The sequence below is a fragment of the Kosakonia sacchari SP1 genome (genome assembly GCF_000300455.3).
Taxonomy (GTDB): Bacteria; Pseudomonadota; Gammaproteobacteria; order Enterobacterales; family Enterobacteriaceae; genus Kosakonia; species Kosakonia sacchari.
Map to the genome: position 1 here is coordinate 1,779,296 of NZ_CP007215.2, position 13,668 is coordinate 1,792,963.

The 13,668-nt window shown below is 53.0% G+C and carries 14 protein-coding genes and 1 other annotated feature; of the genes, 4 read left to right on the forward strand and 10 right to left on the reverse strand.

Annotation, left to right across the window (positions count from 1 at the left end; genetic code table 11):
• Nucleotides 1-263 precede the first annotated feature (263 nt).
• Entirely contained in the window at nt 264-1,430 is a 1,167-nt protein-coding gene (ugd, locus tag C813_RS31375; RefSeq protein ID WP_017458461.1) for a UDP-glucose 6-dehydrogenase, read from the forward strand.
• 44 nt (nt 1,431-1,474) lie between these two features.
• Here ugd and C813_RS31380 read toward each other — a convergent pair whose 3' ends face one another.
• Nucleotides 1,475-2,479: an NAD-dependent epimerase gene (locus C813_RS31380; RefSeq protein WP_017458460.1), complete on the reverse strand. Its 1,005-nt coding sequence runs from the start codon at nt 2,477-2,479 to the stop codon at nt 1,475-1,477.
• Between the two features lie 204 nt (nt 2,480-2,683).
• On the opposite strand from C813_RS31380, the gene wzzB reads away from it, so the two are divergent.
• Nucleotides 2,684-3,667: an LPS O-antigen chain length determinant protein WzzB gene (gene wzzB / locus C813_RS31385; RefSeq protein ID WP_017458459.1), complete on the forward strand. Its 984-nt coding sequence runs from the start codon at nt 2,684-2,686 to the stop codon at nt 3,665-3,667.
• A 40-nt stretch (nt 3,668-3,707) separates the two neighbouring features.
• On the opposite strand, the gene hisIE is transcribed toward wzzB, so the two are convergent.
• The 9 genes from hisIE to hisL all read right to left on the reverse strand — a co-directional run bounded on the left by hisIE (nt 3,708) and on the right by hisL (nt 10,912).
• Nucleotides 3,708-4,319 (reverse strand): bifunctional phosphoribosyl-AMP cyclohydrolase/phosphoribosyl-ATP diphosphatase HisIE, encoded by a 612-nt coding sequence (hisIE, locus tag C813_RS31390; RefSeq protein WP_017458458.1) that lies wholly within the window; start codon nt 4,317-4,319, stop codon nt 3,708-3,710.
• Nucleotides 4,313-5,089: an imidazole glycerol phosphate synthase subunit HisF gene (gene hisF, locus C813_RS31395; protein ID WP_017458457.1), complete on the reverse strand. Its 777-nt coding sequence runs from the start codon at nt 5,087-5,089 to the stop codon at nt 4,313-4,315. The genes hisIE and hisF overlap by 7 nt, the downstream gene beginning before the upstream one ends.
• Nucleotides 5,071-5,808 carry a 1-(5-phosphoribosyl)-5-[(5-phosphoribosylamino)methylideneamino]imidazole-4-carboxamide isomerase gene (gene hisA, locus C813_RS31400; protein ID WP_017458456.1) on the reverse strand — a complete coding sequence of 246 codons (738 nt, stop codon included), beginning with the start codon at nt 5,806-5,808 and terminating at the stop codon, nt 5,071-5,073. Before hisA ends, hisF begins: the two co-directional genes overlap by 19 nt.
• Nucleotides 5,808-6,398 carry an imidazole glycerol phosphate synthase subunit HisH gene (gene hisH / locus C813_RS31405; protein WP_017458455.1) on the reverse strand — a complete coding sequence of 197 codons (591 nt, stop codon included), beginning with the start codon at nt 6,396-6,398 and terminating at the stop codon, nt 5,808-5,810. The genes hisA and hisH overlap by 1 nt, the downstream gene beginning before the upstream one ends.
• Nucleotides 6,398-7,465, reverse strand: coding sequence for a bifunctional histidinol-phosphatase/imidazoleglycerol-phosphate dehydratase HisB (hisB, locus tag C813_RS31410; RefSeq protein WP_017458454.1), 1,068 nt, complete (start codon nt 7,463-7,465; stop codon nt 6,398-6,400). The genes hisH and hisB overlap by 1 nt, the downstream gene beginning before the upstream one ends.
• On the reverse strand, nt 7,462-8,523 hold the full coding sequence (hisC, locus tag C813_RS31415) for a histidinol-phosphate transaminase (protein ID WP_017458453.1): 1,062 nt from the start codon (nt 8,521-8,523) through the stop codon (nt 7,462-7,464). Before hisC ends, hisB begins: the two co-directional genes overlap by 4 nt.
• A complete protein-coding gene (hisD, locus tag C813_RS31420; RefSeq protein WP_017458452.1) occupies nt 8,520-9,824 on the reverse strand; it encodes a histidinol dehydrogenase in 1,305 nt (434 codons plus the stop codon). The genes hisC and hisD overlap by 4 nt, the downstream gene beginning before the upstream one ends.
• A 4-nt stretch (nt 9,825-9,828) precedes the next feature.
• Nucleotides 9,829-10,728, reverse strand: coding sequence for an ATP phosphoribosyltransferase (gene hisG / locus C813_RS31425; protein WP_017458451.1), 900 nt, complete (start codon nt 10,726-10,728; stop codon nt 9,829-9,831).
• Nucleotides 10,729-10,763: 35 nt separating this feature from the next.
• Nucleotides 10,764-10,886: a sequence feature (His leader region), on the reverse strand.
• Nucleotides 10,862-10,912 carry a his operon leader peptide gene (hisL, locus tag C813_RS47135; protein WP_001364200.1) on the reverse strand — a complete coding sequence of 17 codons (51 nt, stop codon included), beginning with the start codon at nt 10,910-10,912 and terminating at the stop codon, nt 10,862-10,864. It overlaps the preceding feature by 25 nt.
• A 175-nt stretch (nt 10,913-11,087) precedes the next feature.
• Between hisL and C813_RS31430 the strand changes: the two genes are divergently transcribed.
• Together C813_RS31430 and C813_RS31435 are read left to right on the forward strand one after the other, a co-directional pair.
• Nucleotides 11,088-11,915 (forward strand): SDR family oxidoreductase, encoded by an 828-nt coding sequence (locus C813_RS31430; protein WP_017458450.1) that lies wholly within the window; start codon nt 11,088-11,090, stop codon nt 11,913-11,915.
• A gap of 337 nt (nt 11,916-12,252) precedes the next feature.
• Nucleotides 12,253-13,614 (forward strand): APC family permease, encoded by a 1,362-nt coding sequence (locus C813_RS31435; protein WP_017458449.1) that lies wholly within the window; start codon nt 12,253-12,255, stop codon nt 13,612-13,614.
• The last annotated feature ends 54 nt before the right edge of the window (nt 13,615-13,668 follow it).

Here is a 13,668-nt window from a genome sequence, read left to right on the forward strand (position 1 = left end):
ATAATCACCCCTCTGATTTACTCAGGCCCGGTTGCTAAAACCGGGCTTTTTTTTCGTCTTAACCGCCGTTTTTTCGGGCAGTCATATTCATTTTGTCGATTATTGCCTGCTAAACCATACATAAACGCTGCTGTTGACAGCTGATTGTCGCCTTGACAGTCCCTCAACAGAAGAGGTAAAAACCCCAACAGTTATTGATATTAAGCGGGTGGCGACGGGATCGTCATCTCCGGTTTCATACACTCACAAAAGTTGCTTATCGAATGAAAATAACAATCTCCGGAACAGGTTACGTTGGGCTATCGAACGGGATATTGATTGCGCAGAACCATGAAGTGGTGGCGCTGGATATCGTTCAGTCCAAAGTAGATATGCTTAATCAGAAGATCTCTCCCATTGTGGATAAGGAGATCCAGGAGTATTTGCAGAATAAGCCGCTGAACTTCCGTGCGACGACGGACAAACTCGATGCCTATCGCGGCGCGGATTTCGTCATCATCGCCACGCCGACGGATTACGATCCGAAAACGAACTATTTCAACACCAGCAGTGTGGAATCAGTGATCCGTGATGTTCACGAGATCAACCCGCAAGCGGTGATGATCATTAAATCCACTATTCCTGTGGGCTTTACCCAATCCATCCGTGAAAAATACGGTATTGATAACGTTATCTTCTCACCGGAATTCTTGCGTGAAGGTAAAGCGCTGTACGATAACCTGCACCCGTCGCGCATCGTTATCGGTGAACGCTCCGAACGCGCCGAACGTTTTGCCGCGTTGTTGCAGGAAGGCGCGATCAAAAAAGATATTCGCGTATTGTTCACTGATTCAACCGAAGCCGAAGCGATTAAACTGTTCGCTAACACCTATCTGGCGATGCGCGTGGCGTACTTCAACGAACTGGATAGCTATGCAGAAAGCCTGGGGCTGAACAGCCGTCAGATTATCGAAGGCGTATGTCTGGATCCGCGTATCGGCAATCATTACAACAACCCATCGTTTGGTTACGGTGGTTACTGCTTGCCGAAAGATACCAAACAGCTGCTGGCGAACTATCAGTCGGTACCGAATAATATTATTTCGGCTATCGTTGATGCTAACCGCACCCGTAAAGACTTTATTGCGGATTCCATCCTGGCGCGTAAACCGAAGGTGGTGGGTGTCTATCGTCTGATCATGAAGAGTGGTTCCGATAACTTCCGCGCCTCTTCGATTCAGGGCATCATGAAGCGTATCAAAGCGAAGGGCGTGCAGGTCATCATTTATGAACCGGTCATGCAGGAAGATGAATTCTTCCACTCCCGCGTGGTACGCGATCTGGAAGCGTTCAAACAGGAAGCGGATGTCATTATCTCCAACCGTATGGCTCAAGAGCTGGCGGATGTGGAAGAGAAGGTCTATACCCGCGATTTATTCGGTAACGACTAATTGTTATTGCAGAAAGTAAAACGGCCCAGTCAGGGCCGTTTTTTTTACACGTTATAAAAATTTCTGTACCAGTCAACAAAGCGCTTCACACCGTCTTTGACCGAAGTCTGGGGCTTAAAGCCAGTCACAGCATACAGCGGTTGGGTGTCTGCGCTCGTCTCCAGCACATCACCGGGCTGAATCGGCATCATATTTTTCTGCGCTTCAATCCCCAGCGCCTCTTCCAGTGCCGTGATGTAATCCATCAGCTCAACCGGTGAACTGTTGCCAATGTTATAAACATGGTAAGGCGCGGAACTGGTCGCTGGTGAGCCGCTTTCGACGGTCCAGTTTGCATCTGGCTGCGGGATCACATCCTGCATACGGATAATCGCTTCCACGATATCGTCAATGTAGGTGAAGTCGCGCTTCATTTTGCCGTAGTTGTATACATCTATGCTCTTACCTTCCAGCATCGCTTTAGTGAACTTGAACAGCGCCATGTCCGGGCGTCCCCATGGGCCATAGACCGTAAAGAAACGCAGGCCGGTCGTTGGCAGACTATAGAGATGCGAATAGGTATGCGACATCAGTTCATTGGCTTTTTTCGTTGCCGCGTAGAGTGATACCGGGTGGTCAACCGAATCATCGGTGGAGAACGGCATCTTACGGTTTAACCCGTAAACGGAGCTGGAGGAAGCATATAGCAGATGCTGCACTTTATGATGACGACAGCCTTCAAGTACGTTCAGATGTCCAATCAGATTAGATTCTGCGTAAACGTGCGGATTTTCCAGCGAGTAACGGACACCAGCTTGTGCAGCGAGGTGAATAACGCGGTCAAATTTCTCACGCGCAAACAGCTGTGCCATCCCCTCGCGGTCAGCGAGATCGATTTTATGAAAATGGAAATCGGGAGAGACCAGCAAATCAAGACGCGCCTGTTTCAGACTGACATCGTAATAGTCGTTGAGGTTATCAATACCCACCACCTGGTGGCCCGCCTGCAGCAGGCGTTCGCTGACGTGATAACCGATAAACCCGGCAGCGCCGGTGACCAGAAATTTCATAGCTAATCCTTTCTAACATCTAAAACGTACAATCTGTCTATTGTATGATCCCAGACCGGTAATCGCTATCAGTTATAAAAGCGGTCATAGTTCTTAAATGGTGCCCAGTAAAACTTATTTACATGAAGTCCTATAGAAAAAAAATAACGAACCGCTAAACTCGCGCTCTATAATTCTCTTTTGCGCTTCTCATTTAGGGTCGCTATGACGTACGAAAAACAAAGTTTACCTGCCAGGCAGAGTAATGATTCAGAACAGATTGATTTGTTAGATGTTTTATCGCAAGTCTGGCGCGGTAAGTGGATTGTAGCTTTATTTATTCTTGTCGCTGTTATTGTTGCTGGTGTCTATTTAAGCATTGCCAAAGAAAAATGGACTTCGATCGCGGTGATCAGTGCTCCGGATGCCGGGCAGATAGCGGGATATTCCAATGCGATGAGCATATTAAGTAACGACGAAAAGTATGACATCGCAGGTATACAACAGCGCGTGATTGTACGTTTTAATTCCGCCTTCTCGGCATTGTCAGAAACCCTGGGAAACCAGGAAGAACCCGAGAAACTGACTATCGATACCGCGGTGCAAGGGCAATCATTACCGCTGAAACTTACCTACCAGGCACAAACAGCCAAGGATGCGCAGCAAAAACTGGCCCAATACATTGAAAAAATCGATCAGCAAATCGCCAAAGAGCTAATTGATGATTTACAAATCAGTGTCAAATCACGCACTCGCGACTTAGTTGAGTCGCTGTCGACACAAGAAAAGGTTGCACAAGAACAAAAAGATCTCAGAATTAAACAGATTGCCCAGGCGCTTTCTGTTGCTAAAGAGGCAGAAGTCCGCTCCCCACAAGTGCGACAAACGGAAAATGTATCTCAGGACACGCTGTTTCTGCTTGGCAGCGCAGCGCTGGAGTCGATGATCAAGAATGAGTCATCGCGTCCACTGATATTCTCTGATGACTACTACAAAACAAGAAAAAATCTTCTTAATATTCAGACGATTGTTGTTAATCCGCAGAATATCCATGCTTATCGTTACGTGATGAAACCAACTTTGCCTATCCATCGCGATAGCCCGCGTAAGTTAATTACTCTGGTATTGGCAATTTTACTCGGGGGTATCCTGGGGTCAGGTTTCTTGCTGACACGTAATGCGTTCCGAAATCGTCAATCGAAAGCATAAGCACAAAAAAACCGGGCAGCGCCCGGTTTTTTTACGTCTACTATTTATGCCGCTTGCGTAAATTCTCAATCACTGTAGTCAGGTCTAACTGTTGATCCTGCAGCAGTACCAGCAGGTGATACATCAGATCAGAAGCTTCGTTAGTCAACTCTTCTCGGTCGTTTACGGTTGCCGCCAGCGCGGTTTCCAAACCTTCTTCACCCACTTTCTGCGCGATACGCTTAGTGCCGCTGGCGTAGAGTTTGGCGGTGTAAGAACTTGCCGGGTCGGCGGTTTTACGCGCGGCGAGCAGCTCTTCTAACTGGTAAAGGAACAACCACTGGTGGCTGGTGTCGCCAAAGCAACTGGATGTTCCCGTGTGGCAAGTTGGGCCGATAGGGTTAACAAGAACCAGCAACGTATCGTTGTCGCAATCAGGAGTTATTTTCACCACGTTAAGGAAATGACCCGAGGTTTCACCTTTGGTCCACAAGCGCCCTTTAGTCCGGGAGAAAAAAGTCACTTTGCCGCTTTCCTGCGTTTTTGCCAGCGCCGCTTTGTTCATATAACCCAGCATCAGCACTTCGCCGGAAACCGCATGTTGTACCACGGCGGGCAGCAGTCCGTCGTTTTTTTCCCAGTCCAGTTGGGCCAGTTGTTGCTCTGTTAACATACCCTGATCTCCACGCCCTGGTCTGCCAGGTACGTTTTTAATTCACCAATATTGATAATCTGCTTGTGAAACACGGAAGCCGCCAGCGCGCCGTCAACGTTCGCATCGCGAAAGGCTTCCAGGAAATGTTCCATGGTGCCCGCGCCACCAGAAGCAATCAGCGGTACGTGGCACACCGCGCGCACTTTCTTCAGTTGTTCAAGATCGTAGCCATTGCGCACGCCATCCTGGTTCATCATGTTGAGCACGATTTCCCCGGCGCCGCGCTTTTGCACTTCCTGCACCCAGTCCAGCGTTTCCCATTGCGTAACACGGGTCCGGCTCTCATCACCGGTGTACTGATTAACGTGATATTTGCCCGTGTCGGCGTCAAACCAGGTGTCGATACCGACCACAATGCACTGCACGCCGAAGCGATCGGCCAGACGTGTGATTAATTCAGGGTCGGCCAGCGCAGGGGAATTAATCGAAATTTTATCTGCGCCAAACGAGAGAATTTTCGCCGCATCGTCAGCAGACTTAATCCCACCTGCGACACAGAAAGGAATATCAATCACTTCCGCCACGCGTGACACCCAGCTCTTGTCCACCACGCGACCATCGCTGGAAGCGGTGATATCGTAGAACACCAGCTCGTCCGCGCCTTCTTCGGCGTAGCGCTTTGCCAGCGGTACAATGTCGCCAATGATTTCGTGATTACGAAACTGTACGCCTTTCACCACCTGACCATCACGCACGTCAAGACAAGGGATTATCCGTTTTGCCAGCATTGAATGGCCTCCTTCACCGTGAATTTACCTTCCAGCAGCGCACGTCCGACAATCACGCCGCGCACGCCAGTACCGCGCAGGGCGGCAATATCGTTCAAACCACCAATGCCGCCGGAAGACTGAAACGCCACCTGCGGCCAGCGGGCGCAAATCTCTTCGTACAGATAAACGTTCGAGCCAGCGAGCGTACCGTCGCGGGAAATATCGGTACAAAGCACATGCTTTAGCCCAACCGCCAGATAGGTTTCCACCAGCGCTTCCAGCGTCACACCAGAGTTCTCCTGCCAGCCGCTCACCGCGACCTGCTTAGCGCCCTGTTCATCGATGCGCACATCCAGCGCCAGCACCAGCTTGTCTGCGCCAAAGCGTGCAAACCAGCCTTTCACAATCTCCGGTGATTTTACCGCCGTCGAGCCGATGACCACGCGGGCAACACCGGCTGCGAGCAGGGCGGCGACGTCCTCTTCCATGCGTATACCGCCGCCAACCTGTACCGGAACGTTCACCCCGGCAACCAGCGTTTTCAGCAACGGGATCTGGCGTTTCGCCGGATCTTTCGCGCCGGTTAAATCGACGAGGTGCAGCACCTGCGCGCCCTGAGCGGCGTAATCCTGCAAGCGCGGCAGCGGGTCATTGCCATAATCGCGCTGCTGTGCGTAGTCGCCCTGATGGAGACGTACGACGGTGCCGTCAATTAAGTCTAAAGCCGGAATAATCATCACATCTCCAGGAAGTTTTTCAGCAGTTGCGCACCCGCGCGGCCGGATCGTTCCGGGTGAAACTGCACACCGTAGAAATTGTCTTTCTGCACGGCGGCAGTAAACGGCTCGCCGTAATCGCAGCGGGCAATGGTGTACGCATTCACCGGCATGGCGTAGCTGTGGACAAAGTAGAAGTAAGCGCCGTCCTCGATGCCCTGGAACAGGCGGTTCCCGGCTTTTGCGTAAACCTGGTTCCAGCCCATATGCGGCAGCGGCAGGCCAACGTCTTTCATCTTCGGCACATCCTGTTCGATGATGCCTAACAAATCGACGCCGTGGGTCTCTTCGCTAAAACGCCCAAGCAGTTGCATTCCCAGGCAGATGCCGAGCACCGGCTGCGTACAGGCTTTCACCAGTTCGATCAGGTCGCGCTCGCGCAACTGATCCATCGCTGCCTGCGCCGTTCCGACACCGGGTAAAAACAGTTTGTCTGCGCGCAGCACCACATCCGGGTCGCGACTGACTTGCGGCTCGTAACCGTGGCGCGAGACCGCAGATTTCACCGAATTCAGGTTGGCGCAGCCGGTATCGAGGATCACCACATTCATCACAACACTCCTTTTGATGAGGGGAGCGTATCGCCTTCCACGCGGATCGCCTGGCGCAGCGTGCGGCCAAATGCTTTAAATAAACTTTCCACGCGGTGGTGGTCGTTTTTGCCTTTGGTTTTGAGATGCAGCGTCACGGCCATGGTGTAAGAGAGCGAGCGGAAGAAGTGCTCGACCATTTCGGTGCTCAAATCGCCCACGCGCTGGTAGGCAAACTCCGCTTTATATTCGAGGTGGGGGCGACCTGAAATGTCCAGCGCACAGCGTGCCAGGCACTCGTCCATCGGTAACACAAAACCAAAACGGTTGATACCACGCTTGTCGCCGAGCGCCAGTTTAAGCGCTTCACCCAGCGCCAGCCCGGTATCTTCGACCGTGTGGTGATCGTCAATATAAAGATCGCCTTTCACCGCAATTTCCATCCGAAAACCGCCATGCGTCGCGATCTGATCAAGCATATGGTCGAAGAAACCGACGCCAGTGTGAATTTTGCTGCCGCCTTCGCGATCCAGCCACACTTTGACATCTATCTGCGTCTCTTTGGTGTTGCGTTCAACGTGCGCATACCGGTCGCGGCGCGTGAGTTGCTCACCAATCATCGCCCAGTTCAGCGTCTCAGGGTTGTATCGTAAACCGCCAATCGACATGTTGTTCGCCAGCTCAATATCAGTGGCGCGGTCGCCAATCACATAGCTATTCACGCGATCGAGTGCGCCTTCTGCCAGCCAGCGTTCCACCAGCTTCACTTTTGGCTTACGGCAGTCGCACTCATCGCCAGGAAAATGCGGGCAAATCAGTACCTCTTCGAATTCAATGCCTTGCGAGGTGAAGACCTGCATCATCAAGTTGTGCGGGCCATCGAAATCCGCCTGCGGGAAACTGCTGGTGCCCAGACCGTCCTGGTTGGTGATCATCACCAGCTTGTAACCGGCTTTTTGCAGCTTCAGCAATACCGGGATGACGTCTGGCTCGAATTCCAGTTTTTCGAATTTATCCACCTGATAATCGGAAGGCGGCTCGGAAATCAGGGTTCCGTCACGGTCAATAAACAGGTACTTCTGGCTCATACTGGCTCCGCACGTAAGGCGTCAATGACGCGCTGGCTCTCTGCACGGGTGCCAATGGTGATACGCAGGCAGCCGCTTAAAGAAGGTTGTTTGTTCTGGTCTCTCAGGATAATGCCTTGATCCCACAATGATTTAAACACTGCGCTGGAGGCAGTCAGGCGCACGAGAATATAGTTAGTCTCCGAGTCGAACACCTGCTCCACACAGGGAATATCCTGCAGTGCGGTAACCAGATACTGGCGTTCAACCAGAATTTGCGCCACTCGTTCGCGCATCGCGACAATGCCCTGCGGGCTGAGCGCTTGCGCGGCAATATCCGCTACCGGTGTAGAGAGCGGATAGGGGGCAATCACTTTTAACAGCAGAGCGATAACGTCTTCGTTGGCAAGGGTAAAACCGCAGCGCAGGCCTGCCAGCGCAAACGCTTTCGAGAGTGTGCGCAGTACCACCAGATTCGGGTATTCACTGATCCAGCCCGCCAGCGTGGCCTGCGGACAAAACTCAATATAAGCTTCATCCGCCACAACAATGGCTTTGCCACGCGTCATTTCGAGCAATACGCGGAAATCTTGCGGATTGATAATCTGCCCGGTGGGGTTATTCGGGCTGCAAACGTAGATAACTTTGACGCCGTCCAGTTTGTCGGCGATGCCTTGCAGATCCAGTTGCCAGTCAGAAAGCGCAGGCACAGTGCGGTACTCCACACCCAGCGTCTCGGCGCTGACGCTATACATGCCGTAGGTCGGCGGGCAGAACAGTACCGCGTCTTTACCCGGTTCACAAAACGCGCGGATTAGCAGCTCAATGCCTTCATCTGCACCACGGCTGACCAGCACTTGCTCCGGTTTTACGCCCGCATACTGTGCATAACTTTCGATGACCGCTTTCGGCTGGCACTCCGGGTAACGGTTTAATGTTTGCTGCGTCAGTTCGAAAGGAACCGCTGTCGGGAACTCATTGGCATTCAGCCAGACATCGCCTTTACCGCCAAGACGGCGAGCCGACTGATAGGGCGTCAGTTCGCGTACATTTTTACGCGCCAGTTCTTCAATGCTCATGCTTGCTCCTTCAGCGCGTTAACGCGCAACGTGACGGCGTTTTTGTGAGCGGTCAGGCGTTCAGCTGCAGCCAGTGTTTCAATGGTGCTTGCCAGTCGCGCAAAACCTTCCCGGGAGAGTTCCTGCACCGTCATACGTTTCTGGAAATCGGCCAGACCCAGGCTGGAACAGGTGGCGGTATAACCGTAAGTTGGCAGCACATGGTTGGTGCCGGAGGCGTAATCGCCTGCAGATTCCGGTGACCAGTCACCGAGAAACACCGAGCCTGCGCTGGTGATGCTTTCAACCAGTGAACGGGCATCACGGGTCTGAATAATCAGGTGTTCCGGGCCGTATTGGTTGGAGATCGCCACGCATTGCGCTAAATCGCGCGCCACAATGAGACGGCTGGCAGAAAGCGCCTGGCGAGCCGTTTCCGCGCGCGGCAGTTCCGCAAGCTGGCGTTCAACCGCCTCGGCTACACGGTTTGCTATTTCGCTATCCGGCGTCAGCAGGATCACCTGCGAGTCCGGGCCGTGTTCCGCCTGCGAAAGCAGATCAGAGGCGACAAAATCTGGCGTTGCGCCGCTATCGGCAATCACCAGCACTTCGGAAGGGCCTGCGGGCATATCGATTGCCGCGCCGTCAAGACGCTGGCTAACCTGACGTTTGGCTTCGGTTACAAAGGCATTACCGGGGCCAAAAATTTTGTCGACCTTAGCGATCGATTCGGTGCCAAAGGCCAGCGCGGCAATAGCCTGCGCGCCGCCCACTTTAAAGATCGCCTGCACGCCGCAAAGCTTCGCGGCATAGAGAATTTCATCGGCAATCGGCGGCGGTGAGCAGAGCACCACTTTCTGGCAACCGGCAATGCGCGCCGGAGTTGCCAGCATTAATACGGTTGAGAACAGCGGCGCAGAACCGCCGGGAATATACAGGCCCACCGAGGCGATAGGGCGTGTAACCTGCTGGCAGCGCACGCCTGGCAGGGTTTCAACATCCACCGTTTGCAGCTTTTGCGCGGTGTGGAAGGTGTCAATATTTTTCACCGCTACGGCCATCGCTTGCTTGATGTCGTCGCCCAGGCGCGCGCTGGCATCGGCGATTTCCTGTTCGGTAACTTTTAGCGCGTCGACCTGCGTTTTGTCGAACCTGGCGCTGTATTCACGCAGGGCGTCATCGCCGCGCGCTTTCACCGTGTCGAGGATCTCAATCACGGTACGTGTGATGCTATCAGAGGCAGAGATCGCCGGGCGCATCAGCAAGTCGCGTTGCTGCGCTTCACTACAGCTATTCCAGTCGATTACGGTATTGAAGCTCATGGCCTTACTCCATCATCTTCTCAATCGGCAGCACCAGAATGGAACTTGCCCCCAGCGCCTTCAGTTTTTCCATGGTTTCCCAGAACAGGGTTTCGCTGCTGACCATGTGCATTGCCACACGCTGCTGATCGCCCGCCAGCGGCAGAATAGTGGGGCGTTCAGCACCAGGCAGCAGAGCGATGACCTCTTCCAGACGCTCGCTTGGCGCGTGCATCATGATGTATTTCGATTCGCGCGCCTGGATAACACCCTGAATACGGGTCAGCAGTTTGTCGATAAGCTGCTGTTTGGCATCGGTCATTTCACCGTCGCGCTGGATCAGGCAGGCTTTAGAGCGGTAAATCACTTCCACTTCGCGCAGGCCATTGGCTTCGAGCGTCGCGCCGGTCGACACCAGGTCGCAAATCGCATCCGCCAGACCCGCACGCGGCGCGACTTCAACAGAACCGTTTAACAGACAAGATCTGAAAGAGACGCCTTTCTGATCGAGATAGCGTTTTAACAGGTGCGGATAAGAGGTGGCGATACGTTTACCGTCCAGCGCTTGCGGGCCGTTCCAGCTTTCGTCAACCGGGGTTGCCAGCGACAGGCGGCAGCCGCCGAAATCGAGGCGACGCAGGGTGAAATAGCGCGGGTCTTCACCCTGTGCGCGGCGGGTCAGCAGCTCTTCTTCCAGCACGTTTTCGCCGATGATGCCCAAATCAACGACACCGTCCATCACAAGGCCAGGAATGTCATCGTCGCGTACGCGCAGAATATCAATCGGCATATTTTCCGCCAGGGCGATCAGACGCTGGGTGTGCAGGTTAATTTTAATCCCGCAGCGGGCCAGGAGTTCGCGTGAATCTTCGCTCAGGCGGCCGGATTTCTGAATAGCTATGCGTAAACGCGAGTTGTCTAACATTCTGTTGTCCTCTTTTATCCTGCTGAATTTGGTTCAAAAAAAAGCCCCCGGAAGAAGATCTTCCGGGGGCTTTCTCTGCGTTCATGCACCACTGGAAGATCCAAATGTCTTCCAGCACACATCGCCTGAAAGACTAGTCAGGATGATGGTGATGATGGTGGTGTTTAAATTGAACGCGGGTCATAAAATTCTCGATGAATGTTTATTCATAAGTTGTCAGTTAACGTAAACCACTTTGGTCGCCAAAGGCAAGGGCTTTTTTTTATCATTAAATCATTTCATATTCGTTCTATGAATTGTCAGTTATCACTGGCTGGCGTAGCCTTAAACAGGTGGAAGCGAGAGTGCAGGGGAGAGGCATGAAAAAGGTCGCGATTATCGGATTAGGATGGCTGGGAATGCCGCTGGCACTGTCATTAACGGCGCGAGGCTGGCAAGTTACCGGCAGTAAAACCAGCCAGGATGGCGTCGAGGCGGCGCGCATGTGCGGCATCGAAAGTTATGTGCTCAACCTTGAACCAGAATTAGTCTGCGAATCGGAGGATCTGGATGCGCTGATGCAGGTCGATGCGTTAGTCATCACCCTCCCGGCGCGTCGCAGCGGCCCCGGCGAAGAATTTTACTTGCAAGCGATGCAGGAGATTGTCGATAGCGCGCTGGCTTATCGCATACCGCGCATTATTTTTACCAGTTCCACCTCTGTTTATGGCGATGCACCCGGCATCATTAAAGAAAACACGCCGCGCCAGCCCGTCACCGCAAGCGGACGGGTGCTGAAAGAGCTGGAAGACTGGCTGCATAATTTGCCCGGCACATCGGTGGATATTTTACGCCTGGCAGGGCTGGTGGGACCGGCGCGCCATCCGGGGCGTTTCCTGGCCGGGAAAACCGCGCCTAACGGTCAGCACGGCGTTAACCTGGTGCATCTTGAAGATGTCGTCGCCGCGATTACGTTGCTGCTGCAGGCGCCGAGAGGCGGGCACATCTATAATCTCTGCGCGCCGGGACATCCATCACGCGAAAGTTTCTACCCGGCAATGGCGCGACAGCTTGGCCTTGCGCCGCCCACCTTCACCGCATCGCGCAGCGATGATGAGAAAGGAAAAATCATCGACGGCAACCGTATTTGCCACGAACTGGGGTTTGAATATCTTTATCCCGACCCGTTATTGATGCCGCTGGCGTGATTTTTAGCAATTAGTGCTATTAAAATGTTTAATAATTCAGCGATAGCCTAAAATTCATGCACTTAGTTGCTTAAACAGTGCAGGTAAGGCCTTAGCGTATTGTCATCCTGCTTCAGGATGGTGCAAAATACGCCGCTGCAAAAAAATGAAGATACTAGCCGACGTTAATCCGTCGGTTATTTTTTTTGCAAGCACAAACGTCATTCAATAAAAGAGGCCGGGCTTCGTACCGGATAGATACACATTTAAAAACCGACAGTCGTTGTCGCTGAGGAAATAACACAAATGGGGCAATTTTTTGCTTTTGCGCCGGCACTCGCCGTACAGGAGAATCGCCATGACGCATAACGTTACTCCAAAAACCTCTCGCGTGGAATTACGTAAGACGCTTACGTTGATTCCGGTTGTAATGATGGGCCTGGCCTATATGCAGCCAATGACGCTGTTCGATACGTTTGGTATCGTCTCTGGCCTGACCGATGGCCACGTGGCAACCGCGTATGCCTTTGCGTTGGTCGCTATCCTCTTCACTGCGCTGAGCTACGGCAAGCTGGTACGTCGCTTCCCGTCTGCTGGCTCTGCGTATACCTACGCGCAGAAATCCATCTCCCCGGCCGTTGGCTTTATGGTGGGCTGGTCATCGCTGCTGGACTATCTGTTCATGCCGATGATTAACATTCTGCTGGCGAAAATTTACTTTGAAGCGCTGGTGCCTTCGGTACCGTCATGGATTTTCGTGGTGGCGCTGGTGGCCTTTATGACGGTCTCCAACCTGCGCAGCATCAAGACCGTGGCGAACTTCAACACCCTGATTGTTATCCTGCAAATGGGGATTGTCGCCGTCATCGTTGGTTTGATCATCTACGGTGTGTCCCACGGCGAAGGTGCTGGTACGCTGGTAAGTTCCCGCCCGTTCTGGTCTGAAGGCGCCCATGTCGTGCCGATGATCACTGGCGCAACTATCCTGTGCTTCTCGTTCCTCGGCTTTGACGGTATCTCTTCTCTTTCTGAAGAGACCAAAGATGCGGAGCGTGTGATCCCGCGCGCTATCTTCCTGACTGCGTTGATCGGCGGCATGGTATTTATCGGGGCCTCTTACTTCCTGCAACTTTACTTCCCGGACATTTCCCGCTTTAAAGAGCCTGATGCGTCTCAGCCGGAAATCATGTTGTATGTTGCGGGTAAAACCTTCCAGTGGGGCGTGCTGATTTTCTCCAGCGTGACTGTGCTGGCGTCCGGTATGGCCGCACACGCGGGCGTTTCCCGTCTGATGTATGTGATGGGGCGCGATGGCGTATTCCCGACCCGTTTCTTCGGTTATATCCATCCGAAATGGCGTACTCCGGCGTGGAACGTGCTGCTGGTTGGCGCAATCGCGCTGCTGGCGATCCGTTTTGACCTGGTAACGGCCACTGCGCTGATTAACTTTGGTGCGCTGGTGGCGTTCACCTTTGTTAACTTGTCGGTGATCTCCCAGTTCTGGATCCGCGAAAAACGCAACAAGACGCTGAAAGACCATTTCAACTATCTGGTGCTGCCAGTGTGCGGCGCGCTGACGGTTGGCGCACTGTGGATCAACCTTGAGCAAAGCTCAATGATCCTGGGTCTTATCTGGGGCGCTATCGGCCTGGTTTACCTGGCGTGTGTAACACGCAGTTTCCGCAACCCAGTGCCGCAGTACGAAGATATCGCGCAGTAAATTTTCTTCTGCACATCGAAGCCGGAGCCTTGTCTCCGGCTTTTTTATATCGAT

Coding starts and splice junctions, on each gene's coding strand:
- C813_RS31430 (WP_017458450.1), top strand. CDS start 11,088: ATGAAAAAGGTCGCGATTATCGGATTAGGATGGCTGGGAATGCCGCTG.
- wzzB (WP_017458459.1), top strand. CDS start 2,684: ATGACGTACGAAAAACAAAGTTTACCTGCCAGGCAGAGTAATGATTCA.
- C813_RS31380 (WP_017458460.1), bottom strand. CDS start 2,479: ATGAAATTTCTGGTCACCGGCGCTGCCGGGTTTATCGGTTATCACGTC.
- ugd (WP_017458461.1), top strand. CDS start 264: ATGAAAATAACAATCTCCGGAACAGGTTACGTTGGGCTATCGAACGGG.
- hisA (WP_017458456.1), bottom strand. CDS start 5,808: ATGATTATTCCGGCTTTAGACTTAATTGACGGCACCGTCGTACGTCTC.
- hisH (WP_017458455.1), bottom strand. CDS start 6,398: ATGAATGTGGTGATCCTCGATACCGGCTGCGCCAACCTGAATTCGGTG.
- hisC (WP_017458453.1), bottom strand. CDS start 8,523: ATGAGCATTGAAGAACTGGCGCGTAAAAATGTACGCGAACTGACGCCC.
- hisG (WP_017458451.1), bottom strand. CDS start 10,728: ATGTTAGACAACTCGCGTTTACGCATAGCTATTCAGAAATCCGGCCGC.
- hisF (WP_017458457.1), bottom strand. CDS start 5,089: ATGCTGGCAAAACGGATAATCCCTTGTCTTGACGTGCGTGATGGTCAG.
- hisB (WP_017458454.1), bottom strand. CDS start 7,465: ATGAGCCAGAAGTACCTGTTTATTGACCGTGACGGAACCCTGATTTCC.
- C813_RS31435 (WP_017458449.1), top strand. CDS start 12,253: ATGACGCATAACGTTACTCCAAAAACCTCTCGCGTGGAATTACGTAAG.
- hisIE (WP_017458458.1), bottom strand. CDS start 4,319: ATGTTAACAGAGCAACAACTGGCCCAACTGGACTGGGAAAAAAACGAC.
- hisD (WP_017458452.1), bottom strand. CDS start 9,824: ATGAGCTTCAATACCGTAATCGACTGGAATAGCTGTAGTGAAGCGCAG.